The 21949-nt window shown below is 56.5% G+C and carries 28 protein-coding genes, 1 tRNA gene and 1 other RNA gene; 12 read left to right on the forward strand and 18 right to left on the reverse strand.

All coding sequences use genetic code 11. From position 1 onward, the window contains the following. Positions 1 to 17: 17 nt before the first annotated feature. Complete coding sequence (locus tag ALB80_RS02200) at positions 18 to 443, reverse strand: VOC family protein (protein ID WP_050602367.1); 426 nt, start codon at positions 441 to 443, stop codon at positions 18 to 20. Between the two features lie 32 nt (positions 444 to 475). Continuing rightward, a complete protein-coding gene (locus ALB80_RS02205; protein ID WP_050602368.1) occupies positions 476 to 1081 on the reverse strand; it encodes an rRNA large subunit pseudouridine synthase E in 606 nt (201 codons plus the stop codon). A gap of 213 nt (positions 1082 to 1294) precedes the next feature. On the opposite strand from ALB80_RS02205, the gene ALB80_RS02210 reads away from it, so the two are divergent. Next, positions 1295 to 1882, forward strand: coding sequence for an HNH endonuclease (locus ALB80_RS02210; protein WP_050602369.1), 588 nt, complete (start codon positions 1295 to 1297; stop codon positions 1880 to 1882). On the opposite strand, the gene ALB80_RS02215 is transcribed toward ALB80_RS02210, so the two are convergent. Together ALB80_RS02215 and ALB80_RS02220 are read right to left on the reverse strand one after the other, a co-directional pair. Further along, complete coding sequence (locus ALB80_RS02215) at positions 1879 to 2346, reverse strand: disulfide bond formation protein B (RefSeq protein ID WP_050602370.1); 468 nt, start codon at positions 2344 to 2346, stop codon at positions 1879 to 1881. The genes ALB80_RS02210 and ALB80_RS02215 overlap by 4 nt on opposite strands. Continuing rightward, positions 2343 to 2921 carry a YqaA family protein gene (locus ALB80_RS02220; protein ID WP_050602371.1) on the reverse strand — a complete coding sequence of 193 codons (579 nt, stop codon included), beginning with the start codon at positions 2919 to 2921 and terminating at the stop codon, positions 2343 to 2345. Before ALB80_RS02220 ends, ALB80_RS02215 begins: the two co-directional genes overlap by 4 nt. Positions 2922 to 3066: 145 nt before the next feature. On the opposite strand from ALB80_RS02220, the gene ALB80_RS02225 reads away from it, so the two are divergent. Beyond that, positions 3067 to 3152: transfer RNA gene (locus tag ALB80_RS02225), tRNA-Leu, on the forward strand. A 301-nt stretch (positions 3153 to 3453) separates the two neighbouring features. Here ALB80_RS02225 and ALB80_RS02230 read toward each other — a convergent pair. From ALB80_RS02230 to fumC, 4 genes are read right to left on the reverse strand one after another with little or no spacing between them, the layout of a single operon-like run. Continuing rightward, on the reverse strand, positions 3454 to 3675 hold the full coding sequence (locus ALB80_RS02230) for a ribbon-helix-helix domain-containing protein (protein WP_050602372.1): 222 nt from the start codon (positions 3673 to 3675) through the stop codon (positions 3454 to 3456). Beyond that, positions 3672 to 3848 carry a DUF4169 family protein gene (locus tag ALB80_RS02235; RefSeq protein WP_050602373.1) on the reverse strand — a complete coding sequence of 59 codons (177 nt, stop codon included), beginning with the start codon at positions 3846 to 3848 and terminating at the stop codon, positions 3672 to 3674. The genes ALB80_RS02230 and ALB80_RS02235 overlap by 4 nt, the downstream gene beginning before the upstream one ends. Next, the gene (gene aroQ, locus ALB80_RS02240) at positions 3845 to 4363 is read right to left on the reverse strand and encodes a gamma subclass chorismate mutase AroQ (protein ID WP_050602374.1); all 519 of its coding nucleotides are present in this window, start codon (positions 4361 to 4363) and stop codon (positions 3845 to 3847) included. Before aroQ ends, ALB80_RS02235 begins: the two co-directional genes overlap by 4 nt. Further along, positions 4360 to 5751, reverse strand: a complete 1392-nt coding sequence (fumC, locus tag ALB80_RS02245; protein ID WP_050602375.1) for a class II fumarate hydratase — start codon at positions 5749 to 5751, stop codon at positions 4360 to 4362. The genes aroQ and fumC overlap by 4 nt, the downstream gene beginning before the upstream one ends. Positions 5752 to 5958: 207 nt before the next feature. Here fumC and ALB80_RS02250 point away from each other — a divergent pair, with 207 nt between their 5' ends. Continuing rightward, positions 5959 to 6522: a hypothetical protein gene (locus ALB80_RS02250; RefSeq protein WP_050602376.1), complete on the forward strand. Its 564-nt coding sequence runs from the start codon at positions 5959 to 5961 to the stop codon at positions 6520 to 6522. A gap of 26 nt (positions 6523 to 6548) precedes the next feature. On the opposite strand, the gene ALB80_RS02255 is transcribed toward ALB80_RS02250, so the two are convergent. The 10 genes from ALB80_RS02255 to ALB80_RS02295 form a co-directional block, all read right to left on the reverse strand. Continuing rightward, positions 6549 to 7007, reverse strand: coding sequence for an SspB family protein (locus tag ALB80_RS02255; protein ID WP_050602377.1), 459 nt, complete (start codon positions 7005 to 7007; stop codon positions 6549 to 6551). A 76-nt stretch (positions 7008 to 7083) separates the two neighbouring features. Continuing rightward, the gene (gene chrA, locus ALB80_RS02260) at positions 7084 to 8337 is read right to left on the reverse strand and encodes a chromate efflux transporter (protein ID WP_050602378.1); all 1254 of its coding nucleotides are present in this window, start codon (positions 8335 to 8337) and stop codon (positions 7084 to 7086) included. Next, positions 8334 to 9149 carry a sulfurtransferase/chromate resistance protein gene (locus ALB80_RS02265; protein ID WP_050602379.1) on the reverse strand — a complete coding sequence of 272 codons (816 nt, stop codon included), beginning with the start codon at positions 9147 to 9149 and terminating at the stop codon, positions 8334 to 8336. Before ALB80_RS02265 ends, chrA begins: the two co-directional genes overlap by 4 nt. Before the next feature lie 126 nt (positions 9150 to 9275). Continuing rightward, complete coding sequence (locus ALB80_RS02270; RefSeq protein ID WP_050602380.1) at positions 9276 to 9707, reverse strand: ester cyclase; 432 nt, start codon at positions 9705 to 9707, stop codon at positions 9276 to 9278. A 99-nt stretch (positions 9708 to 9806) separates the two neighbouring features. Further along, positions 9807 to 10154, reverse strand: a transfer-messenger RNA (tmRNA) gene (gene ssrA / locus ALB80_RS21720). A gap of 36 nt (positions 10155 to 10190) precedes the next feature. Further along, complete coding sequence (locus ALB80_RS02275; protein ID WP_050602381.1) at positions 10191 to 10553, reverse strand: DUF4345 family protein; 363 nt, start codon at positions 10551 to 10553, stop codon at positions 10191 to 10193. Between the two features lie 17 nt (positions 10554 to 10570). Then, entirely contained in the window at positions 10571 to 11221 is a 651-nt protein-coding gene (locus ALB80_RS02280) for a TenA family protein (protein WP_050602382.1), read from the reverse strand. Between the two features lie 59 nt (positions 11222 to 11280). Then, the gene (locus ALB80_RS02285; protein WP_050602383.1) at positions 11281 to 11934 is read right to left on the reverse strand and encodes a hypothetical protein; all 654 of its coding nucleotides are present in this window, start codon (positions 11932 to 11934) and stop codon (positions 11281 to 11283) included. Between the two features lie 13 nt (positions 11935 to 11947). Continuing rightward, entirely contained in the window at positions 11948 to 13348 is a 1401-nt protein-coding gene (locus tag ALB80_RS02290; protein WP_050602384.1) for a selenium-binding protein SBP56-related protein, read from the reverse strand. Positions 13349 to 13461: 113 nt separating this feature from the next. After that, positions 13462 to 14193 (reverse strand): FadR/GntR family transcriptional regulator, encoded by a 732-nt coding sequence (locus ALB80_RS02295; protein ID WP_050602385.1) that lies wholly within the window; start codon positions 14191 to 14193, stop codon positions 13462 to 13464. 115 nt (positions 14194 to 14308) lie between these two features. Here ALB80_RS02295 and ALB80_RS02300 point away from each other — a divergent pair, with 115 nt between their 5' ends. The 9 genes from ALB80_RS02300 to dxr all read left to right on the forward strand — a co-directional run bounded on the left by ALB80_RS02300 (position 14309) and on the right by dxr (position 21946). Next, positions 14309 to 15073 (forward strand): DUF2182 domain-containing protein, encoded by a 765-nt coding sequence (locus tag ALB80_RS02300; RefSeq protein WP_050602386.1) that lies wholly within the window; start codon positions 14309 to 14311, stop codon positions 15071 to 15073. A gap of 4 nt (positions 15074 to 15077) precedes the next feature. Continuing rightward, on the forward strand, positions 15078 to 15782 hold the full coding sequence (locus tag ALB80_RS02305; protein WP_050602387.1) for a DUF1326 domain-containing protein: 705 nt from the start codon (positions 15078 to 15080) through the stop codon (positions 15780 to 15782). After that, positions 15782 to 16309: a DinB family protein gene (locus ALB80_RS02310; protein WP_050602388.1), complete on the forward strand. Its 528-nt coding sequence runs from the start codon at positions 15782 to 15784 to the stop codon at positions 16307 to 16309. Before ALB80_RS02305 ends, ALB80_RS02310 begins: the two co-directional genes overlap by 1 nt. Then, complete coding sequence (locus ALB80_RS02315; protein ID WP_050602389.1) at positions 16310 to 17413, forward strand: dimethylsulfoniopropionate demethylase; 1104 nt, start codon at positions 16310 to 16312, stop codon at positions 17411 to 17413. 103 nt (positions 17414 to 17516) lie between these two features. Further along, on the forward strand, positions 17517 to 18512 hold the full coding sequence (gene acuI / locus ALB80_RS02320; protein WP_050602390.1) for an acryloyl-CoA reductase: 996 nt from the start codon (positions 17517 to 17519) through the stop codon (positions 18510 to 18512). A gap of 178 nt (positions 18513 to 18690) precedes the next feature. Beyond that, positions 18691 to 19254, forward strand: a complete 564-nt coding sequence (frr, locus tag ALB80_RS02325) for a ribosome recycling factor (RefSeq protein WP_050602391.1) — start codon at positions 18691 to 18693, stop codon at positions 19252 to 19254. 9 nt (positions 19255 to 19263) lie between these two features. Continuing rightward, complete coding sequence (gene uppS, locus ALB80_RS02330) at positions 19264 to 19995, forward strand: polyprenyl diphosphate synthase (protein WP_050602392.1); 732 nt, start codon at positions 19264 to 19266, stop codon at positions 19993 to 19995. Next, the gene (locus ALB80_RS02335; RefSeq protein ID WP_050602393.1) at positions 19992 to 20774 is read left to right on the forward strand and encodes a phosphatidate cytidylyltransferase; all 783 of its coding nucleotides are present in this window, start codon (positions 19992 to 19994) and stop codon (positions 20772 to 20774) included. Before uppS ends, ALB80_RS02335 begins: the two co-directional genes overlap by 4 nt. After that, entirely contained in the window at positions 20774 to 21946 is a 1173-nt protein-coding gene (gene dxr / locus ALB80_RS02340; RefSeq protein WP_050602394.1) for a 1-deoxy-D-xylulose-5-phosphate reductoisomerase, read from the forward strand. Before ALB80_RS02335 ends, dxr begins: the two co-directional genes overlap by 1 nt. Positions 21947 to 21949 lie beyond the last annotated feature (3 nt).

Here is a 21949-nt window from a genome sequence, read left to right on the forward strand (position 1 = left end):
AGGCGTTCCGCACCAGATCAAGACCAAAGATGCGCCTCGGCGAACTCCACCGAGTTTCCGGCCGGATCGCGTACGTACAATGACCGTGCGCCGCCAGGCCAGTCAAATTCGGCATCGACGGGGATGTTCCAATCCAAAAGGTGTTTGCGCATCACTGCGATTTCATCGCGTGACAACACAAGACACACATGTCCGGGGCCGCGGGCGCCATGGGGTGGAACGGGCATCTCCGGGTTGAGCGGAGGCAGTTCAGTCTGTTCTGGATTGAAGATCAGCAGAACTGATCCACCGATGCGATAGAAAACGTGGCGGTCGCCGATGCGCTGAATACGGTCCAAACCCAGAACCTCACCATAGAACTGTTCCGCGGCGTCCAGATCGTCTGCGTAGAGCGCCGCCTCCAGAATGGCCGAAGGGGCCGGAATGTCTGGCGTGAGTTTCATGCCCCAAGCCTAACAGATTAGGGCGGGTTTTGTCACCGGCGCGGACGTCGGTCGCGTTTATGCTGTGGGGTTGAGTTCAGCGTCGGCATAGGCAGGCTGCCCCATTGGCCAGGCTCAAGATCTTCCAGGGTCCAGTCCCCGATGCAATACCGGATCAGGCGCAGGGTCGGCAGACCCACCGCCGCCGTCATGCGCCGCACTTGTCGGTTCTTGCCCTCTCGGATGGTCAGTTCCAGCCAGCTGTCGGGAACGCTTTTTCGATCTCGGATAGGCGGGGTACGGGGCCAGAGCCCCTCGGGCTCATCAATCTGCCGGGCCTTTGCGGGCCGCGTTAGACCGTCCTTCAACTCAACCCCGTTCCGTAAGGCTTTTAAGGCTACCTCATCCGGGATGCCTTCAACCTGTACCCAATAGGTCTTTGCCATCTTGTGCTTGGGGTCTGATATCTGCGCCTGCAGTTTCCCGTGATCCGTCAGCAGCATCAAACCCTCGCTGTCACGATCCAGCCGGCCTGCGGGGTAAACGCCGGGCAAGTCGATAAAATCTGACAGCGTGCTACGCGGACTTTCGGCATTGGCGCGGTCCGTGAACTGCGGCAGCACGTCATAAGGTTTGTTGAAGCGAATGAACCAGGACATGACCCGCGCATAGCGCGAAGGACACGCCCGGTGCAAGCTGTGGATAACTGTCACAAGCCTGTAACAGTTTCGGCTTACCCATTCAGCGACATATTGTGGAAACTCAGGGCTTGTCAGAGTTTTAACACGATATATAGTTAAAAAAAGGCCGGAGCGGGTGCTCTCCGCTTTGGTGTCACAAACGGGCAGTTGAGAGTGAGGAGCGATTCTGTGATGGACGGAGACTTCAGGACCGAATTTGTCAGAGAGCCGGGTGTGCTCAAACAACATCCGGCCTTGGTTTTGAATGCCGATTACCGCCCCTTGTCCTACTACCCGCTGTCCCTGTGGCCCTGGCAAGAAGCGATCAAAGCCGCGTGGCTGGACAGGGTCGACATCGTGGCCGAATATGACGAAGTTGTCCGAAGCCCGAGTACCGAGATCCGAATACCCTCGGTCGTTGTTTTGAAAGACTATGTAAAACCCAGAAAGCGCGTGGCATTCACGCGCTTTAATTTATTTCTGCGGGATGAATTCCGCTGCCAGTACTGCGGCAGCCGCGATAACCTGACCTTTGATCATGTGGTGCCGCGGGCCGCAGGCGGTGTCACCAGCTGGCAGAACGTGGTGGCGGCATGCAGCCCGTGTAACCTGCGCAAGGGGTCTAAATCGCTGCGTCAGGCGGGGATGACATTGCGCAAACCACCACGTCAGCCTGATGCCGAGGCGCTGCGCAATATCGGTCGGAAATTCCCGCCGAACCACCTGCACGAAAGCTGGATCGACTTCTTGTATTGGGATGCGGAGCTGGACGAGTTTTAATCGCGCGCCCGCCAGGCCGCGATCCAGATCAGCATCAGCACGGCCGAGGCGATGGCATTCCAACCCGCCATCGATATGCTGAACATCTCCCACGGGATATCATCACAGCGCACCAATGGGGCGTTCATGATCTGATCGAACAGATCGTCGCTACTCAGCCCGCTGATATCGCCCGAGGTACATGTGCTGGGGCCTTCCCACCAGCCTTGCTCGACACCGGCGTGAAACGCACCAATCGCCGAAGTTACACCCGCGGCAACGGCGCCCAGCAACGGCAGGAAACTCAGCCTTGGCAATGCCAGCGCAACCCCGCCAATAGCGATCGCCACCGCATGCGGGTAGCGCTGCCAGATGCACATTTTGCACGGGGCAAGCCCGCCCAGATGCTGAAAGCCAAACGCGCCCAACAACAGAGCTGCTGAACCAATCGTGGCCAGTGCCACAAGCCCGGATTTTCTTGTCATAGGTATTTAACCACCACGAACCCGCCAAACAGAAGGATGATGAACAGCGTGAACATAAGTCCCAGACGCTTTTCGATAAAGTCCCGGATCGGCTCTCCGAAGCGCCAAAGCAGACCCGCAACCAAGAAGAACCGCAGGGCGCGCGCCAGAATCGAAGTGGCGATAAAGGTGCCAAGCGGCATTCCGGTCCAGCCGGACATGATGGTGATAACTTTGTAAGGGAAGGGCGTCACGCCCGCAGCCAGAACAGCCCAGAACCCGAAATCGTTGAACCGGGTGTTGAACTCTTCCATCGCATGCGCCTTGCCCATGGATTCCAGAATGGGCTGGCCGATGCTTTCATAGAAAAACGCACCAATCGCATAGCCCAGCATTCCGCCCAGAACCGAGGCCACCAACGCGACGGTCGCGATCAGCCAAGCACGTGATGGGCGCGCCAGAATCATCGGAATCATCAGCACATCTGGGGGAATCGGAAAGAACGAGCTTTCGATAAAGGCCACGACAGCAAGGGCCCACAGGGCATGCCGGTGTTCTGCTAGACGAATGGTCCAGTCATAAAGTGATCGTAACATAAAGAACTCAGATCCCGTTTTCGGCCGAAGAAAGCCAAAACACGCACCTGATGGACCGTCAACCGCCGATATTGAAACAAATGGAATATTGGATGTTTTTTGCCTCTGGACCTTCGCTTGGATGAGCGCTAATTCAGTGTCCGTGGCCCAAGTGGCGGAATGGTAGACGCAGGGGATTCAAAATCCCCCGCCTTCACGGGCGTGAGAGTTCGAGTCTCTCCTTGGGCACCACATTATTCCTTCCGATTCTATTTTGACGCTTGTGATCAGAGGGTTGCATGTACCTATTGTTGCAAAATCCGGCAGGTCGTTTTCGAGTTTTTTCGGCGAAGTTGCAACGCGACGATCAAATCCCCAAGCCGGTTTCGACGTCGAAGCTGAAGTCGCAGCTTTGCCTCACACCTGTTTCGAATGGCACGGTGGTCTAGTTTAGCTTGGGAAACAAACAGGCGGCTTTGAAAGTTATTGACCACGCATCTTGTTTTTGAACCCCTGTATCGGCGCAAGTAAGGTGGATCGTAAACACAGCGCTTCAGGTCTTGTTCTGATACCATTTCAGGATGAAGACGCGAATGGCCGAGGCCAAACCCGTTTCAGGATCACGTGCCACATCAATTTGTGCAGCCAAAACGTTGATTGGCATTTCTTTTTCAGCGGCAATTTGACGGAAAGCGCGCCAGAATTCATCCTCCAATGACACCGAAGTTCGGTGCCCCTTGAGGGTCAAAGAGCGTTTGACCGGACGGCCGCTCATTCGTCCAACTCATGATTGTCGAGGTCGCGCTTCTGCTTTTCCTGCTGCAGCTTGATGACCTCTTTCTCGGCCTTGGTTCGCCCAAAGGTTACGGCGTTGTGGTCTGCAAGGGCCTTTTTTTTGGCCCGAGCCTTTTCTTTGCGAAACCGATTCAAGTTGATGGGGGTGCTCATTGAAAAGTTCTTACCTGCGTCAGGGCATCGAACAGGGCTTTCTTACTGTCTTCGGACAAACAATCAACCTGAACTACAGCGTTAAAATCATCCCGATCTGAGGTATGGACAGGTGTTTGGTCTTGCAGTGCAGCAATAATCTGGGCGCCAAGGTCCAATATGGCGGGGCGTACTTCCTGCGTTAAGTCACGATAGGTGGTTGGGGCCTGATCAGAGGCCCACCGGGCGATCCAACAAGTTTGAATGTCTTTGGCAGCCGAGATCTGGGATTCGAAAAAAGCCTGGGTCGCCTTAGGATCCAAACCGGCCTTTGTTGCCGTTTCCAACGTCCCGGCGATGACGATCTGTTCGCGGGCAAGATCTTCGACGGGCAGGTCGTTTGCGAATTTATACGCTGCCACGTCCCGCATCCATTCCAGCCTTGCATCAATAAGCCCAAATAGTTCCGCTTGGGCTGTTGTCGCCATGCCTGCCAGAGACAAGCACAGCGCTATTTGCGTCAATCGCGCCGTCATTTAGGCCCGATCATCTGCTCTGGGCGAACTACGGCGTCAAAGGTCGCCTCATCCACAAAGCCCAGCGCGACGGCCTCTTCCTTGAGGGTTGTGCCGTTCTTATGCGCCGTCTTGGCAACTTTCGTTGCATTGTCATAGCCGATGGTCGGGGCCAGCGCCGTGACCAGCATCAGCGATTCCTTCATCAGCTTGTCGATGCGCGGCTCGTTGGCCTCGATGCCCAGTAACATCCGCTCGGTAAAGCTGTCTGTAGCATCGCCCAGCAGCTGGATTGACTGCAGCAGGTTGTAGGACATCATCGGGTTGTAGACGTTCAGTTCGAAATGACCCTGGCTGCCTGCGAAAGTCATCGCGGCGTTGTTGCCCATCACATGCGCGGCGACCTGAGTCAGCGCTTCGGCCTGTGTCGGGTTCACCTTGCCGGGCATGATCGACGAGCCGGGCTCGTTCTCGGGCAGGATCAGTTCACCCAGACCCGAACGCGGGCCGGAGCCCAGGAAACGAATGTCATTGGCGATCTTGTAGCAGCTACCGGCAATGGTCGCCAAAGCGCCGGATAGGAACACCATGGCATCATGGGCCGCCAGTGCCTCGAATTTGTTGGGCGCGGTCACGAAGGGCAGGCCGGTGATATCGGCCATATGTCCGGCGACGGCCTCGCTCCAACCATGCTGCGTGTTCAGCCCAGTACCAACTGCAGTACCGCCCTGCGCCAGTTCGTAAATTCCCGGCATCGCCGCTTGAACGCGGGCGATTCCCTGACGAATCTGATGGGCATAACCGCTGAATTCCTGTCCCAGCGTCAAAGGCGTCGCGTCTTGGGTGTGGGTCCGGCCGATTTTGATGATGTCTTTGAATTCCTCGGCCTTCTGCTCGAGCCCCGTGGCCAGTTTTTCAAGTCCCGGAAGCAGCACGTCGCGCACACTCATGGCAGTGGCGATATGCATGGCGGTGGGGAAGGTGTCGTTCGAGGACTGACCCATGTTGCAGTGATCGTTCGGATGCACTGGGTCTTTTGAGCCAATCACACCACCCAAGATTTCGATGGCGCGGTTTGCGATAACCTCGTTCGAATTCATGTTCGACTGGGTGCCAGAGCCGGTCTGCCAGACGACCAGTGGGAAGTTGTCATCAAACTTTCCTTCGATCACTTCACCTGCGGCCTCGATGATCGCGTCGGCGATCTTGGCGTCCAGTTTGCCGGTGGCCTTGTTCTGTAATGCGCAGGCCTTTTTGATCACGCCCAGCGCGCGGACGATGGCGACGGGTTGCTTTTCCCAACCGATGGGGAAATTCATGATCGAACGCTGCGTCTGTGCGCCCCAATATTTGTCGGCAGGGACTTCTAGCGGGCCAAAGCTGTCGGATTCGGTGCGGGTCTGAGACATCTGTCACTCCGTCTGGTATGCGATTGTATGCCGTTTAGCCGCAGCAAAGCCGTGACGCAATCGGCCAGTTGCGCGCACCTTAAACTCAGGTGCTCCAAAGGTATAGGTACCGGGGTGCGTCACTTTAAATGAGAAAGAGATGGATTGTGCCATTGTGTGCAGGCCCCTCTGAGCTACAATAGGAGGGTGAACGCCGTGGAGGACAAAATGCCGAATTTCCATCGATTTGCGCTGTCCAAAGCCGTCGTGGCCATTGCTGTTTGCGCGGTGTGGTTGTCCGTATTCAGCCTTTCTGCACGGGCAGCAGAAATTGCCCCGTTTGTCGGAGATTATATCGGTTCTGCAAGCGTCGAGGATGTGGACGGCACCTCGACCCCGCGGGACATGAGCGTTTCCATTTTTGAAACCAAAAACGGGTTTAATGTCAGTTGGCGGACCACGACCTACAAATTGGACGGGCGCGTAAAGGAACAAAAATTCTCTATCGACTTTGTGCCTTCGGGGCGTGGCGATTTGTTTTCGGCAGCCATGAAGCGCAACGTGTTCGGCCACGAAGTGCCGTTGGACCCGATGAAGGGTGAACCCTTTGTCTGGGGGCGCATCGTCGAGGACACGCTGACCGTGTATTCCCTGTTCATTGATGAGGACGGGGGATACGAATTACAGCAATTCGACCGAACACTGGGTGAAGGCGGGCTGAACCTGTCCTTCTCTCGCTTTATTGACGGGGTAAAATCCAGGTCGGTCGAGACATTCTTGCAAAGAAAATAACCCCACAGGGGGCGGGGTTGCTCGGGTCACTTCCGGAAGCTGTCCAAGGACACAACATCGGCGTCATGTTGTATCTCTTCCTCTTCGACCTCAATCGACTCTTCCAAGATGTCCTCATCATCGATCTCATCCTCGGGGCTTTCGAACCGCAGGCCAAACTCGACTGACGGGTCCACAAAGGTCTTGATCGCAGCATAGGGGATATACAGCGGTTCGGGTGAGTCGCCGAAATTCAATGTGATTGCGAAGCCCGTTTCGCCAACCTCAAGGTTTTCGAACCAATGCTGCATGACGATTGTCATTTCTTCGGGATACCGCTCGTGCAGCCAGTCAGCGATCTCGACCCCGTCCTCGCGCGTGTCGAACGTGATGAAAAAGTGATGTGCCCCGGGTAATCCGGTTTCGGAAACATCCGTCAGCACTTTCTTTATAAGTCCGCGCATGGCGGAGTGCATCAGGTTACCGTAATCGATGCCTTGCGACATGTGTGATCCTCAAAAGTGGTTACGACCAGCATAGGGCTTTTGTTCGGAAACGAAAGAGCGGGTATGGCCGGATTGATCAGATATTGTGAGCGGCCAGCCCGGCGATGGACATCAGGGCCAACACCATGCCCATCCCCAATTTGACTCGAAAAATCAAGACCCCAGCCAGAATAGTTAAGCCCAAAGCTGTGAAGTCCAGCTGAGAAAGTTGCGGCACGGGTATTGCCAGCGGACCCCAGGATATGTGTGGGACTGATTCGAATAGAACGTTCAGGGCAAACCACACGGAGAGGTTGAGAATCACGCCTACAACAGCCGCAGTGATGCCATGAAGAGCCGCTGACAGGCGCGGGCGTGTGGCCAACCGATCCAGATAGGGGGCAGCCAGAAATATCCACAGAAAGCAAGGCACAAATGTAGCCCAAAGCGCGACGGCCCCTGCAGCCAGCGCCAGGCCGAAACCTCCGCTCAGCGCGCCCGCAAGCATCGCAACAAATTGCGTCACCAGAATCAGTGGGCCGGGTGTCGTTTCGGCAAGACCCAACCCGTCAATCATCTGGTCTGTGCTGATCCAGTGATACTGATCCACAACCGTTTGCGTCATGTAGGCCAACACCGCATAAGCGCCACCAAAGGTAACAACGGCCAGTCGCGCAAAGAACCATCCCAGATCGCTCAGCAATTGATGACCGCTGAGGGTTAATGCAACCAGCGGGCCCAGCCAAAGCGGCAGCCAGATAGCGGCCGTTCGGGCAGAGCGTGCAAGCTGCGATGTTTGGTTCGGCTCAGGTGGTTCGAACGGGCCCCTGAATGTCGCATATCCCCAAAGTGCGGCAGCAAAAATGATCAACGGGAAGGGCAGGTTCAGCAAGAAAATGGACAGGAAAGACAGCGCAGCGATGATGCGATGATCCTTGTCCGTCATAGCCTTGCGCGAAAGGTTGCGCAGCGCTTGCAGGACGATCACGATGACGGTCGCCTTGATGCCGATAAAAGCCGACTGCACCAAAGGAACATCTCCGAACGCGACGTAAAGCGCGACCAGGATCGCGATAATCAAGGCTCCGGGCAAGACAAACAAGCTGCCAGCAATTAAGCCACCGGTGACCCCACGCAAGCGCCAGCCGGCATAGGTGGCCAGTTGCATCGCCTCGGGGCCCGGCAGCAACATGCACAGTGACAAGGCGCGCAGATAGGTCTGTTCATCCAGCCAAGGTCGACGTTCAACCAATTCCTGATGCATCAGGGATATCTGTGCCGCCGGACCGCCGAATGACAACAGGCCGATACGACCAAATACTTTGACCAACTCATTCAGTGTCGGCGTCATGTGTGACGCTCCGCCGGCCAGTCATGGCTTTCATCAAAGCCGTCGCGGGCCCAGCGATACAGGGCGTCATAAACAGACAATCCTGCGTCCAGATTTTCGTGATCATCACGGTATTGGCGGGATAGTCCGACCGAAATGGCCAGCAATCCCGCGGCTTCTGGTGCGAGGTCATGTCGATTGGTGTCTGCTGCGCGAACGACGGTTGCCAAACGATCCAGCGCGGGCAAGTGCAGGTTGAACTCGTCGAGCATCGTATCAAATGTGCATTTGTCTGCGCGGTGGCTCCAAAACGTATCATTGATATCAAACGGGACCGCACCAAAGATATCGGCGACGCTTTGAACCTCTGACGGGGCGACGAATAAGAAACGTGCATTGGCGTCCACAAACCGGCGGATCAGCCAGGGGCAGGCAATTCTATCAATCTTGGGCCTATGTCGTGTGACCCATAGGGTTCCGCGGTCGTGGAACGGCGGAATAGCAGAGGCGGGAATACGTGGAGCGCCCGGCATATCTCGCCATGCGTACATACCACCTTCCAGATACTCGGCCTGCTGACCCTCGCTTCGAAGCCATGACACGACACCCTGGCTCAGCTTTTTACCCTTTTGACAGATGATGACACTGGGGCGGTCCGCAATGACGTCAAGAAGCCCCGGAAGATCTTTGGCGGCATGGCGAACGGAGCCTGGGATGAAAAAAGGATCGTCGTCAAAGTCGGCATCCACGCAGATATCGACCAAGACCGGCGCCTGTGGCGTTCCGATCAGGCGCAATAGTTGTTTCGGTGTTATTGAATTGGGCGCGGCCATGGCATGTCTCCTGAGCTATTTCGGATACATGCGAAACTTAGGCTGACGCCTCACGGGGCGTTCGCAATTTTACCCCATGGCTCTTGCTACAGTGCAAGCGCCGTTGGGGTCAAGATTGCTTTGGATTCAGGCCCAGTCCAGTCTTTGCCCGGGCATGCAAACGGGCAGGGTGTCTGCGGGAAACTGGCCCAGTTCTTCAAAAAACGAGACGAAATCGAAGTGGTTATACGCCTCGACCATTTTGTTGTCCTTGAAGCGCGCCATTACCTGACCGGTCACTTCCAGCGGTGCGCCATTGTCGGCGCGGGACGTATGCACATGCAGGATGGCCGAGACCCAATCTTCGTTTTCGATAATCTTGGGCAGCTCTACCTTGATGTCACCGAGGATATGGCGGAAGGCCGTGACCAGATCACGGAAATCGTCAGCACCGACCTGCATTTCAGGAATCAGCCCTTCCGCCATTGTTTCAGGTGCAAAGAACTGATCGATCGCCTCGGTGTTTCCGTTTTCCCAAACCTCAGAATACCATGTTCTGAGTATCTCTGAATTTGTCATCCCAGTTCTCCTGTCCAAGTGAGGGCATGATGACAGGCAGGAATGAACAAACTCTGAATGCGCGCAGAGCAGGGCAATAAAATCAGACCTATTGGGGGTTATGCAGGTTTCTGTTGCCAGGTACCTGCGAACCCCGCCTTACGCGGCTAGGCGCAAGGGCTTAGATTTCGGTCTTGTTACTGCTTACGCAGCAACTGCAACCGGAGCACGATTGTCGTTTGCAATTGTACTATTTTCGCCGGTAACGGTGGCAGACAGCCGAGACAAAGCTAACCCCTTTAGACGTTCGTCGATCCTGTTTCGGCCCCAAAATCCCCAAACGAAGGATGATTGGTGGAGCCGCCGGGTACCGCCCCCGGGTCCGATCCGCTTATTACGAGCGCGTTTATGTCCATAGTCCCGAAGGACATGTCTTATATAGGTGAGGTGATGGGCGGATGCAAACTCGGAATCGCGTCTGAACCGCCCTAAATCTTAAGCCGGTTAAGACGCTTTGTGATAGTTCGCGGTAATCAGCCAAACCGCCAGAACCAGCTCAATTCCCCCAAAGATCAACGCCTTGGCGAATGGCGGGTTGTCCAGTGCAATCGACACGAACCGGCCCAAAGCCGCCCCGGAATAGACAACGCCCAGCATCACATAGGCCATCGGATTGTTCAGCCAGATCACGACAAGTCCGGTCACAACAAACAATCCGCCGACCGAGGCGCGCATCTCGGACAGTCCCATTGTGCTGTTGGTGGGCGCCAGATCCAAAGCAGACGCTGTGTGCGCCGGGGCCAGAAATCCAAACGCGCCGAACCCAACGGTCAGCAAGGCGGCGATGACGTTCAATGTTGTGACCATTCCGGCCCCCTTGTGGTTCAGGCCGCGTAGGCCGCGTCAAAGAAATCGCGTTCCAGTTCGACTGCGCGATGGAACAACCGCGTGACCTCGGCCTGTTCAGCCGCATCCAGCGTGGGCCAAACCTTGTCCAACTGGCAACGCAGATATTCGACCACGCTTTCAAAGCCTTCGCCCGCATGTAGCGTGATCCATTCGGCAAACCAGAAGGGCAAGCCGTCTTTGGGTGGATTTTCCGGGCTGGCCCAGCTCAGATAGACCCATTCGGCCACGACAAGCACGGCCAGCATGTTCTGGTATCGGCCAGAGGCTGCCGCCTCGGCCATCAGGTCCTGAAACGCCTGTGTGGCAGACGCGGGGTCAGTGCTGGGTTCTGTACCCAAAGCTTCCATGGCACGCAGGAAATAGGTGTTCTCGGGGCCAGTGATCACCGCCAGAAACTGAGCGGCAGGCACGCTGTCTGCGAGTGTCGGAGCGTGCGCGATGGCACTGGCCAGCAGGCGCACAAACCCGTCTACGAACTGATAATCCTGCCGCAAGTACCAACGCATCTTGTCCTGAGGCAGGGTGCCGTCGGACAGTTCGCGCGTGAAGGCGTGGGTGGTGGCGGCCTGCCAATCGTTGTTCCTGCCCAGACGCAGCATTTCGGTTGGGCGGGTTTGGTCTTGCATTTGGAAGCTCCGTATTAGTCTTGCCGAAGACAAAGCGCGTTTCAAAACAAAGTACAAGGTCACCCGAGCGCGGACCAAAGGCCAAGACCTCCGACCAGAATAAGGCTCAGCGCCCAGATGAGTTCCAGGTTGAACCAACTGCGCGTCAGAACCTGCAGGCCCAGCCAGCGATAGACGGCGAAGGCCAGCAGACCTCCGCCCAGAACCATGGCGGCCGTGTGAAGCGCGGCGACACCCAGAACCAGTAGAGTGTTGGTTGTCATGATCCGCGAAATTGCTTGATGCCCAGCGTCCAGTTCATCAACGGCGCACAGACCCAGATAGATTGGAACCAGCATCAGGGCGGCCCCGTGGGCGAGCGCGACGAGGAAAGACCATAACGCCAGTTTACTTGGAGGAATACGTGACAGAAAGCGGGGATGGCGGCGGGTGATGGCGATGAACAGCCCCATCCCGATGACGATCAGCGCAGCTCCGATTCGGATTTCTTTCTGATAATCGACCAGAACCGTCATCAGGGCAAAAGGCAGCAACACCCCCAGCATGGCCACGAAATGCCCGCCTGCCAAAGCCGCCAGCGCCTGCCATAGGGCGGATTGGCGTTGTTCCATCAAGGCAGATGATACCGCCAGCGGCCAACCCATGCCGGGGTTCAGACCGTGATAGGCGCCACTCAGAACAACGGCCAGCCAAAGGCCGGCCGTTGATGTCATCAAAACGTCCAACTCAGACCGATGGGTAGCAGAAGCTGTCGGTCGAACAGTCTCCACCCTCTAATCGGATTTGGTGGCTGCGATAGCCGTCAGGGAACGCGACCCAGAATTTCGGATCCAGCGTCAGCCCGCCGTTCTCGCCAACATCCGCTTTGACCATGGCCGCGCCGCCTTCGCCGGGATAGAACTGATCGTCCCATGTGGAATAGAGCGAATTGGTCCAGTAGACGCGTTTGCCATCGCGGCTGATTTCAACCATTTGTGGGCCATAGCCAAAATTCTGACCATTCGGATGCTTGGTTTTCTTTACGATCCCCCCGATTTCAACCATGCCCGCCAGTTTGGGATTCATCGGGTCCGACACATCGTATTGGTGCATCTCTCCTGTGCCCCAGCACGAGACGTAGAGGTACTTGTCGTCCAGGCTGAGATCGATGTCGGTGACAAGAGGTGGCACAGCCGAAAACCCTTTGAGCAAATCTGGCAGATCATTCGGATCAGCAGGTTGCGGATCGATGGTGATGGTCTTTTTGGCCTCGAATGTGCCGTCATCATTGCGCCACCAGGTGAAGATCGCACCTTGCAGGTTGGTGGTATCCACAACAACGCCACAGAACCCGTACTGTTTGACCGGGTCATGGGCTGGGCGGATTTCCAGCGCCATCTGGTGATTTTCGCCCAGATCGATGGTCTGGATGTTCGTCCGGTTGCGCAGGTTCCAGAAATGGATGCGATGGCCATATTTGTTCGACAGCAGATCTTCGGCAACGATCCCGTTTTCGAATTGCGGGGGCAGGCCCCATTCAGAGCTGACCATGTAATCCCGCGGCAGGTTCCACCAGAAATCATAGTGCTTGTCCTGCACGCCGCGTTCGATCTCATAGCGCCCGATGATCTCAAAGCTCTCGCAATCCATGATGAAAATGCCCGGAGGTCCGTCGGTGCCGTCGGGACCACCACCGCCCAGTGTGCTGACATAGATGCCTTCGGGTCCGCAATGGATCGTATGCGGGCGGGAATACCCAGTCTTCGCAAAGACTTCTTCGGGTTCGATGATCTTGTGAATCTTCGCCTCGAGCGGGTTTTTAACATCAATGATGTATATCCGACTGGAGCGAATACCTGGGATGATCAGATAGCGTCGTTCTAAAAAGGCGTGCCCGGTCAGCGGTGACAAAGCGGATGAACACGCGTTCCAACCGAAATGGTGAAACTCGTCGCCTTTCTCTGGCATGATCACCTGATGTACGATCTTCCCGAAATCGTCGGATGTCGGATCGACATTCACAACCGCCAGCCCGTCGGGCTGCGAAAAATCAGGGCTTAGCATCAAGGTGAAAGCAAGCGTTTCAGTGGGGCCCTCCATCGCAAGTTTGGCAGATGGATAAAAGGTTGGGTCCGGTCTAGTGTTCATAACGTCCTCCCGTAAGTCATTGACCTTCAATTCATATTGAGAGTTCCGGTCTTGTCGCCGGGTGACATTCTACCTGCTCTTCTGCCTTTCGTCTTCTGAGTGCGTGTGCGCCTTTAGGCGGGTTTGCGTTTGCTCTCGACCACATCCTGAGCCAGCTGTCGGGTATAGTGTTCCAGATCGATCAGGGCTGAGTCCACGGTTTCAGCGTCTTGTGCCTCAAGCGCGTCGGCTATTCTGGTGTGTAGCGTAATGATTTCCTCACGGGACCGCGCCGTGAAGGTGATCATGTTCATCAGCGGCTGCATCGCTTCTACAGCTCCGGCCAGTTGGTAAGACAGCACCGGATTTTCCGCCCCGTCCACCAGCGCACGGTGAAAGGTGACATCCGAAGCGCAAAATGCTTCATCCGTCAGACCGGGTTGGGACTGACGGAAAATCTCGGCTCGCATGGTGGCCAGTTGGTCCGCTGTGCGTCGCTGTGCAGACAACGGGGCGCAGGCTCTTTCCAGAGCATAGCGCGCCTCGCAGGCGGTATCGAAGCTGACGGCGTTCATTGACAGCAGCAGGGTCGAGGTCGTGACCTGCTGGGAATAGGCGTCCTCAAAACTCAGCCGGTTCACAAAAGCGCCGCCTGACGCGCCGCGTTGTGTGCGGATCAGGGATTGTGCTGCAAGCCGTTTCAACGCTTCACGCACGGTTGGGCGTGAGACCTGGAATTGATCGGACAGTTCAGCCTCGGAAGGCAGGCGTGCGTCGACGATTAACTCACCTGACACAATCGCATCCCGAATGGCTTGCGCGATCTGGGCGGACAGGTCAGCGGTTTTCCGGGGTGCGGCTTTCATCTTCAGGGGACCTTGGGCAAGTTTTTATTTGTCTGACATTTAAAAGTCTGACATTTGAAAAGCAAGGGAGTTGAGTCGGGAGGCCGAAGTGAGTCGTACGTGGCTGCGCAGCGGAATGTGGCTGGGCTTTTATGTCCTGATCCTATGGGCGTGGTGGGTCATGTTCTCGATGAGCCGGGAAATGGACCTTGATCTGATCGGTCGCCCCGGACCAATGGGACAGGCCATGGCGGCCATGGATCCGCGCATGGACATGTATATGCCGATGGCCGAGTTTGGGCCGCTGTTCTCAATGTGGGCGATCATGATGGCGGCGATGATGCTGCCTACGCTTGTACCAACCCTGCGAAGCTATGACGACCTGATCCGCAGCGCCAATGGCAGTCGTGCGGGCTGGATGGGCGTTCTAGCGGGGTACTCGATCGTCTGGGTTGGATTTGCGGCTCTGATCGCTGGAATTCAGCTGGTTTTGCTGTTTGGCGGTGTGGTCGATATGCTGGGCATAACCAAGTCCGGCTGGCTTGCGGGCGGATTGATGATCGCAGTGGGGGCCTTTCAGTTCACCCGTGCGAAAGAGGTCTGCCACGGAGTCTGTCACGCCCCTATGACCTATTTTCTGGGCCACTGGAAAACCGGCTTCGCGGGTGGTGTTCGCATGGGATTAGGCCTGGGCGCGTTTTGCGTCGGCTGCTGCTGGGGCTTTATGGCGCTGGGATTTGTGGGCGGTGTCATGAGCCTGTTGTGGATGGGTCTCGCGACGCTGTTCATGGTTTTGGAAAAACTCCCCCAGATCGGGCACGCGATAACGCGGCCCATGGGGTTTGCATTAATAGCGGGCGGTCTGGTCCTGCTCGTCTATCCAATTAGCTACGGAGGTTAAGCCAATGGCAAAAAACAGAAAACCAGAAGCCGATAGGTTGCCCATCAGCCAGCGGATCGACAGCCGGATGCCAAACCCTAAACGGCGCGAGATGAGCCCGACTGAATGGGCGATCAAAGGCGAATTGATCCTGAACTGCTCGTGCGATGTGTTCTGCCCCTGTGTTGTGTCGCTGGGCGCGCACCCTCCGACCGAGGGCCATTGCCATGCCTGGATGGGCATCATCGTTGATGAAGGACATTACGAGGGCGAAGATCTGTCGGGGCTGAATGTCGGACTGCTGGTCGATATTCCGGGCCGGATGGGCGAAGGTCAGTGGAAAGTAGCGGCGTATGTCGACGAACGGGCCAGCGGTAAGGCCTACAATGGTTTACTGCAAATATTTAGCGGACAGGCGGGCGGTACCACCGGGCTCTTCACCATGCTGGTCAGCGAGATCATAGGGGCCGAGCGCGCACCGGTTCAGATTGAACGCGACGGGACCAAGCGTCGTATCATGATAGGTCGCAAGATTCAGGGCGAGATCGAGATGCTCGGCGGTAAAGATCCAGAGCATCCTGTCATGGTATCGAACTCGAAATACTGGATGGGACCGGACATTATCGTGGCACGGGGCACGAAATCGAAAGTGCGTGATTACGGTCGGGTTTGGGACTTTGGCGGAAAGTCAGCAGAAATTTGCCCGATTGACTGGCGCGGGCCAAAGTGATGATCACCGGCGCATACGCACGTGAGATGGCGCAGTACAATCATTGGCAAAACAAGCAGTTGGCGGAGTTCTTTCAGGCACTTTCTCACGAAGAACTGATCCTCGAACGTGGTGCTTTTTTTGGCTCGATACTGGGCACAGCCAACCATTTGCTTTGGGGTGATTGGATCTGGATGTCTCGTTTTGAAAATGGGGACGGACCGGAAAGCAACGTTCACCGCGCAGGCGGTGGTATTCATGAAAGCGTGTATCTGTGCCCCGACTTGCTTGCGTGGCTGCCCCTGCGTGAAAAGATCGACGCGCGGATCATCAAATGGGCGGAAACCCTGGAGGATGAACCTCTGACAGGTCCGTTCACATGGTATTCGGCCGCGAAACAGGCCGACATTACTTTACCTTACGCGCGTTGCGTCATCCATATGTTCAACCACCAGACCCACCACCGCGGACAATTGCACAAAATGCTGACCGAGGCTGGATCTCAAGCACCCGTCAGTGATCTTGTCTTCATGCCACAGGAGGTTTGAATGCCGCAAATATCTGCTTCTCGCCGCCTGAGGCGCACGCCATTCTCGGATGGGGTCGAAGCCGCTGGGGTCAAGGGGTATACGGTATATAACCGTATGTTGTTGCCCACTGTTTTCGAAAGCGTTCAGGCCGATTACCGGCATTTGAAGACCCATGTGCAGGTGTGGGATGTGGCCTGTGAACGTCAGGTTGAACTGCGCGGGCCGGACGCCGCACGTCTGATGCAGATGCTGACTCCGCGCGACTTGCGAGGGATGTTGCCCGGCCAGTGTTTCTATGTGCCGATCGTTGATGAAACGGGTGGAATGCTGAATGATCCCGTGGCGGTGAAACTGTCTGAAGACCGTTGGTGGATCTCGATTGCTGACAGTGACTTGTTGCTGTGGGTCAAAGGGATCGCCGTAGGGTATCGTTTGGATGTGTTGGTGGACGAACCGGATGTATCGCCGCTTGCGGTTCAGGGCCCCAAGGCAGATGAGCTTATGGCCCGCGTGTTTGGAGACCGAGTACGGGACATCCGGTTCTTCAAGTTCGATATGTTCGAATTTGAAGGGCGCGATCTGGCCGTGGCGCGCTCGGGTTATTCCAAACAGGGCGGGTTTGAGATTTATGTTGAGGGCAGCGACATTGGTATGCCCCTCTGGAACGCGTTGTTTGGTGCAGGCGAAGATCTTCGGGTGCGTGCAGGCTGTCCAAACCTGATCGAGCGGATCGAGGGCGGTTTGTTGTCCTATGGCAATGACATGACTGATGACAACACCCCACATGAATGTGGTTTGGGCAAATTCTGCAACACACACACGGCCATCGGCTGCATCGGTCGCGACGCGTTGCTGCGCGTGGCCAAGGAAGGGCCCATTCAGCAAATCCGACCTATCGCGATTGCGGGCGATCCTGTGCCGGGCTGCGATCGGCCTTGGGGTCTTTACGCGGACGGAAAGTGGGTCGGTCAGGTGACGTCCGCCGCCTGGTCGCCTGATTTCAAAACCAACGTGGCGATTGGCATGGTGCGATTGAGCCACTGGGAAGCGGGAACGGAACTGGACGTGGAAACACCGGATGGAATGCGTCGCGCAACCGTGCAGGCGCATTTTTGGATTTAAAGGGGGGTTGGGGGCGCTGCCCCCGTCGCTACGCGACTCCCCCGGGATATTTTGGGCCAGGTGAAGAACCGGGCTAGGCGCAGAAACACGAAAGGATTTGAAAATGTTCAATGCTCTGGTGATGGAGAAGGACGAAGAAAGCGGATTGGCGAGCCCATCGGTCAAACAGTTGTCGGAAGATGATCTGCCGCAAGGTGAAGTCACCGTTGCTGTTGAGTATTCAACGGTCAACTACAAGGACGGTCTTTGCCTGTCTCCCAAAGGGGGCGGGCTGGTGCGGACCTATCCGCATGTGCCGGGCATCGATTTTGCCGGTACGGTCGAAGCTTCGTCAGATGATCGCTACAAACCCGGTGACAAGGTTGTTCTGACCGGCTGGCGTGTCGGTGAGGCGCATTGGGGCGGCTACTCTCAGAAAGCCAATGCGCGGGCCGATTGGTTGGTCCCGCTGCCTGACGGGTTGGACGCGCGGCAGGCCATGGCTGTCGGTACCGCCGGTTTCACGGCCATGCTAGCGGTCATGGCACTGGAGGATCACGGGCTGACCCCGGATCGGGGGCCGGTTCTGGTAACAGGGGCTGCTGGCGGTGTCGGGTCGGTCGCCACGGCCATTCTGGGCAATCTGGGATATGAGGTTGCCGCAGTAACCGGGCGGCCCGAAACCGGTGACTATCTGAAGTCATTGGGGGCGACGACCATTGTGCCGCGCGATGACCTGAACGAGACCACCAAACGTCCGCTGGAAAGCGAGGCCTGGGCTGGCTGCGTGGATGCAGTGGGTGGCGAGATGCTGGCGCGTGTTCTGGGTCAGATGAAATATGGCTGTTCGGTTGCAGCGGTAGGTTTGGCCGGGGGCGCGGCGCTGCCCGCGACGGTGATTCCGTTCCTGCTGCGTGGAGTGAACCTGTTGGGGATCGACAGCGTGATGCAGCCTTATGGCAACCGGTTGCGCGCCTGGAAGCGGATCGCCACTGATTTGCCGATGGACAGGTTGGACGCGATGGTCCAGCCCGCCGCACTTTCGGATTTGCCTCAGTTGGGTGCCGATATCCTGAAAGGGCAGGTCAAGGGCCGCGTTGTGGTTGATGTGAACGCATAGATTTGGGTATCCGGGCAGCTCTGGCCGAGGTCACTCGGCTGGAGCTGCGTCAAGTTGGTACAAAATGGTCGCAACACCTCTGGCCATTGATACAATTCCCGACCATGATTGCTATACATCCCAATTGTGATGGCGTAAGACCCATCCAAAGAGTACCTGAATACGGGGAGTGAGCAGCATGTCTGACGACTTCGAACTGGACATCGATGATTTGCAGCGCCGCATGGATGGCGCCATGGCCAATCTGAAAACCGAATTTGCCTCGCTGCGCACGGGTCGGGCTTCGGCATCGATGCTTGAGCCGGTGATGGTTGATGCTTATGGCTCGATGACGCCGATCAACCAGGTGGGCACAGTAAACGTGCCCGAGCCCCGAATGGTGACTATAAATGTGTGGGATAAGTCACTGGTTGGAAAGGTAGAAAAGGCCATTCGCGAAAGCGGTCTTGGTATCAATCCTCAGCTGAACGGCACCATCATCATGTTGCCGATTCCCGAACTGAACGAAGAACGCCGCCGCGAACTGGGTAAAGTTGCCGGGCAATATGCAGAGAGCGCGCGTGTTGCGATCCGCAATGTGCGTCGCGACGGTATGGACCAGATCAAGAAGGCCAAGGCAGACGGTATGTCGGAAGACGATCAGAAGCTGTGGGAAAGCGAAGTTCAGGATCTGACGGATGAGATGATCAAGGCGGTTGATGTAGCACTTGAAACCAAGCAAGCCGAAATCATGCAGGTCTGAGCTGGTTTGATGCCCAAAGATCCCCAACCCGAACTGCTCTGCGGCCCGCGTCACGTCGCCATCATCATGGATGGCAATGGTCGCTGGGCTCAGGCGCGTGGCCGCCCCCGGCTGTTCGGTCATCACGCCGGTGCGCGTCGGGTTCGCGAGATCGTCGAAGCCTGCCCAAGATTGAGGATCAAGTATCTGACCGTTTTTGCGTTTTCGACTGAAAACTGGAAGCGGACACAGGTTGAAGTGGCGGGGCTGATGAGCCTGTTTCGCCGGTACATCATCAAAGAAACCCGGACGTTGGCTGAAAACGGCGTACGCGTACGATTTATTGGTGACCGCGTGCGGTTGGACACAAAACTGACCGAATTGATGGATGCTCTGGAACAAGAAACAAAGAACAATGACCTCGTTCATCTGACCGTAGCGCTAAACTACGGTGGCCGGGATGAAGTGGCGCGTGCCACGAAAAGACTGGCGCGGGATGTCGCTGAAGGACGGTTGAAACCTGACGAGGTGGATGAGGAAACATTGCCTAAGTATCTGGATACGCGTGTACTTCCTGACCCCGATCTTGTCGTACGTACCAGTGGTGAAGCGCGTATTTCGAACTTTCTATTGTGGCAGTCCGCCTATTCTGAGTACGAGTTTATCAATACCCTGTGGCCGGATTTCACCGCCGCCGAGCTTGAACGGCTATGTCGCAATTTCGGCTCGAGAGAACGCCGGTTCGGAGCGGTTCTGGCATGAGCGAGGGCCGATGGTCTGACCTGACGGCGCGAGTTCTTTCGGCAGCGGTACTGGTCGCGATCGGCGCGATTGAGGTGTGGCTGGGTGGCGTGTGGTTCGAAACCTTTATTGCGGTCGCCTGTGGTTTGATGGCCTGGGAATTGGTGCGCATGATCGAACCCCAAAGCCCTGGCGTGGCCGTTCAATTGGGTATTCTTACAAGCGCGTCGGTTCTGCTGAGCTATCATTTGCCGTCAGTTTATACACTGCCCGTGGTGATCGCGCCCGCCTTGGTGGGTATGGGGCAGTTGAGCCGGTCGAAAATTCTGTATGCGTTGTTTGCAGTTTGGATCGTAGGGGCTGGACTAGGCTTTATTTCGATCCGTGAGAATTCTGGCTTTGGCTGGATGGTTTGGCTGATTGCGGTCGTGGTTGCGACCGATGTTGCAGGCTATTTTGTAGGCAAAGCGATAGGTGGCCCCAAGTTTTGGCCTAAGGTGAGTCCAAAAAAGACATGGTCGGGTACGGCAGGGGGTTGGGCGGCTGCTGCTTGCGTCGGGATTGTCTTTGCGGCCCATGCCGGTTTCGGAGTGGCCTTCGTTATTGTTTCGGTTTTGGCCTCAATGGCTAGTCAGGCTGGTGATATTGTCGAAAGTGCGGTCAAACGCAAGTTTGGTGTCAAAGACAGTTCAAACCTGATCCCGGGCCATGGCGGCTTTTTGGATCGCTTTGATGGTATGATGGGCGCTGCCTTGTTTGTTCTGATCGCGGGGCTGATCTACGCGCCAGGTGGGATGTAATGCGCAGGGTTTCTATTCTCGGATCCACGGGCTCGATCGGGCAAAACACAATCGACCTGATCGCCCGCGCGCCAAACGACTACGAGGTCGTGGCTTTAACGGGCGGCTTAAACATCCAGAAGCTGGCCGATGATGCTTGCCGTTTGGGGGCCGAACTGGCTGTGACGGCGCATGAAGACAGGTTGGATGATCTGCGTGCAGCTCTGGCCGGCAGCGGCGTCGAAGCGGCGGCAGGGGTACGTGCGATTGCTGAAGCTGCTGCACGCCCTGCGGATTGGGTCATGTCTGCGATCGTAGGTGCCGCGGGACTGGCGCCAGGACTTGAAGCGCTGAAACAGGGGGCAACTCTGGCGCTTGCCAACAAAGAAACGCTGGTCTGCGCCGGGTCTTTGGTTTTGCGCACGGCCAAGGCGCACGGCGCGCAATTGCTGCCGGTCGATAGCGAGCATTCAGCCGTGTTTCAGGCGCTGGTCGGAGAGGACATCGGCGCGGTGGAGCGTGTGATCATTACGGCCAGCGGCGGCGCTTTCCGCGACTGGCCGTTGGAAGAACTGGCCAATGCAACGGTTGAACAGGCGTCCAGTCACCCAAATTGGGACATGGGACAGCGCATTACAATCGATAGCGCGTCCATGTTCAACAAGGCTCTGGAAGTGATTGAAACCCATGAGTACTTTGCCGTTTCGCCTGAGCAAATTGAGGTCCTGGTTCATCCGGAATCGATTGTGCACGCGATGGTCGGGTTTCGGGATGGTGCGATGATGGCCCATATGGGCGAACCAGATATGCGTCATGCCATCGGGTATGCCCTTCACTGGCCAGAACGGCGTGAGCTTCCTGTGAAACAACTTGATCTTGCGAAACTGGGGCAGTTGAATTTCAAGGCACCGGATCTGACGCGGTATCCTGCGCTGAAACTGGCGTGGGACGTTATGGATCGTGGTGGTTTGGCGGGGGCTGTTTTCAACGCCGCTAAAGAACGTGCGTTGGACCATTTCATTGCGCGCAGGATCGGTTTTCTGGACATGGCAGATGCTGTGGCTGCGGTTTTGGACCGCTTTGATGCCGCAGACAGCCTTATTGATGCCCCGATGACCCTTGATAACGTACAGCAAACGGACCATTTGGCACGACAATGGGTCGATGACACCGTGGTGGAACGAGCAGGATAGAAT

Origin of the sequence: Ruegeria sp. 6PALISEP08, from assembly GCF_001238295.1 — a bacterium.
Lineage (GTDB): Bacteria > Pseudomonadota > Alphaproteobacteria > Rhodobacterales > Rhodobacteraceae > Ruegeria.

What these genes read in the sequence shown, in the direction of transcription:
- ALB80_RS02230 (WP_050602372.1), bottom strand. Translation starts at nt 3,675, where the DNA reads ATGAGCGGCCGTCCGGTCAAACGCTCTTTGACCCTCAAGGGGCACCGA.
- ALB80_RS02235 (WP_050602373.1), bottom strand. Translation starts at nt 3,848, where the DNA reads ATGAGCACCCCCATCAACTTGAATCGGTTTCGCAAAGAAAAGGCTCGG.
- ALB80_RS02315 (WP_050602389.1), top strand. Translation starts at nt 16,310, where the DNA reads ATGCCGCAAATATCTGCTTCTCGCCGCCTGAGGCGCACGCCATTCTCG.
- ALB80_RS02295 (WP_050602385.1), bottom strand. Translation starts at nt 14,193, where the DNA reads ATGAAAGCCGCACCCCGGAAAACCGCTGACCTGTCCGCCCAGATCGCG.
- ALB80_RS02215 (WP_050602370.1), bottom strand. Translation starts at nt 2,346, where the DNA reads ATGACAAGAAAATCCGGGCTTGTGGCACTGGCCACGATTGGTTCAGCA.
- ALB80_RS02255 (WP_050602377.1), bottom strand. Translation starts at nt 7,007, where the DNA reads ATGTCGCAAGGCATCGATTACGGTAACCTGATGCACTCCGCCATGCGC.
- ALB80_RS02220 (WP_050602371.1), bottom strand. Translation starts at nt 2,921, where the DNA reads ATGTTACGATCACTTTATGACTGGACCATTCGTCTAGCAGAACACCGG.
- ALB80_RS02310 (WP_050602388.1), top strand. Translation starts at nt 15,782, where the DNA reads ATGATCACCGGCGCATACGCACGTGAGATGGCGCAGTACAATCATTGG.
- chrA (WP_050602378.1), bottom strand. Translation starts at nt 8,337, where the DNA reads ATGACGCCGACACTGAATGAGTTGGTCAAAGTATTTGGTCGTATCGGC.
- ALB80_RS02290 (WP_050602384.1), bottom strand. Translation starts at nt 13,348, where the DNA reads ATGAACACTAGACCGGACCCAACCTTTTATCCATCTGCCAAACTTGCG.
- ALB80_RS02200 (WP_050602367.1), bottom strand. Translation starts at nt 443, where the DNA reads ATGAAACTCACGCCAGACATTCCGGCCCCTTCGGCCATTCTGGAGGCG.
- dxr (WP_050602394.1), top strand. Translation starts at nt 20,774, where the DNA reads ATGCGCAGGGTTTCTATTCTCGGATCCACGGGCTCGATCGGGCAAAAC.
- ALB80_RS02210 (WP_050602369.1), top strand. Translation starts at nt 1,295, where the DNA reads ATGGACGGAGACTTCAGGACCGAATTTGTCAGAGAGCCGGGTGTGCTC.
- uppS (WP_050602392.1), top strand. Translation starts at nt 19,264, where the DNA reads ATGCCCAAAGATCCCCAACCCGAACTGCTCTGCGGCCCGCGTCACGTC.
- ALB80_RS02285 (WP_050602383.1), bottom strand. Translation starts at nt 11,934, where the DNA reads ATGACATCAACGGCCGGCCTTTGGCTGGCCGTTGTTCTGAGTGGCGCC.
- ALB80_RS02335 (WP_050602393.1), top strand. Translation starts at nt 19,992, where the DNA reads ATGAGCGAGGGCCGATGGTCTGACCTGACGGCGCGAGTTCTTTCGGCA.
- fumC (WP_050602375.1), bottom strand. Translation starts at nt 5,751, where the DNA reads ATGTCTCAGACCCGCACCGAATCCGACAGCTTTGGCCCGCTAGAAGTC.
- ALB80_RS02305 (WP_050602387.1), top strand. Translation starts at nt 15,078, where the DNA reads ATGGCAAAAAACAGAAAACCAGAAGCCGATAGGTTGCCCATCAGCCAG.
- ALB80_RS02300 (WP_050602386.1), top strand. Translation starts at nt 14,309, where the DNA reads ATGTGGCTGGGCTTTTATGTCCTGATCCTATGGGCGTGGTGGGTCATG.
- ALB80_RS02275 (WP_050602381.1), bottom strand. Translation starts at nt 10,553, where the DNA reads ATGGTCACAACATTGAACGTCATCGCCGCCTTGCTGACCGTTGGGTTC.
- ALB80_RS02205 (WP_050602368.1), bottom strand. Translation starts at nt 1,081, where the DNA reads ATGTCCTGGTTCATTCGCTTCAACAAACCTTATGACGTGCTGCCGCAG.
- ALB80_RS02250 (WP_050602376.1), top strand. Translation starts at nt 5,959, where the DNA reads ATGCCGAATTTCCATCGATTTGCGCTGTCCAAAGCCGTCGTGGCCATT.
- aroQ (WP_050602374.1), bottom strand. Translation starts at nt 4,363, where the DNA reads ATGACGGCGCGATTGACGCAAATAGCGCTGTGCTTGTCTCTGGCAGGC.
- acuI (WP_050602390.1), top strand. Translation starts at nt 17,517, where the DNA reads ATGTTCAATGCTCTGGTGATGGAGAAGGACGAAGAAAGCGGATTGGCG.
- ALB80_RS02280 (WP_050602382.1), bottom strand. Translation starts at nt 11,221, where the DNA reads ATGCAAGACCAAACCCGCCCAACCGAAATGCTGCGTCTGGGCAGGAAC.
- ALB80_RS02270 (WP_050602380.1), bottom strand. Translation starts at nt 9,707, where the DNA reads ATGACAAATTCAGAGATACTCAGAACATGGTATTCTGAGGTTTGGGAA.
- ALB80_RS02265 (WP_050602379.1), bottom strand. Translation starts at nt 9,149, where the DNA reads ATGGCCGCGCCCAATTCAATAACACCGAAACAACTATTGCGCCTGATC.
- frr (WP_050602391.1), top strand. Translation starts at nt 18,691, where the DNA reads ATGTCTGACGACTTCGAACTGGACATCGATGATTTGCAGCGCCGCATG.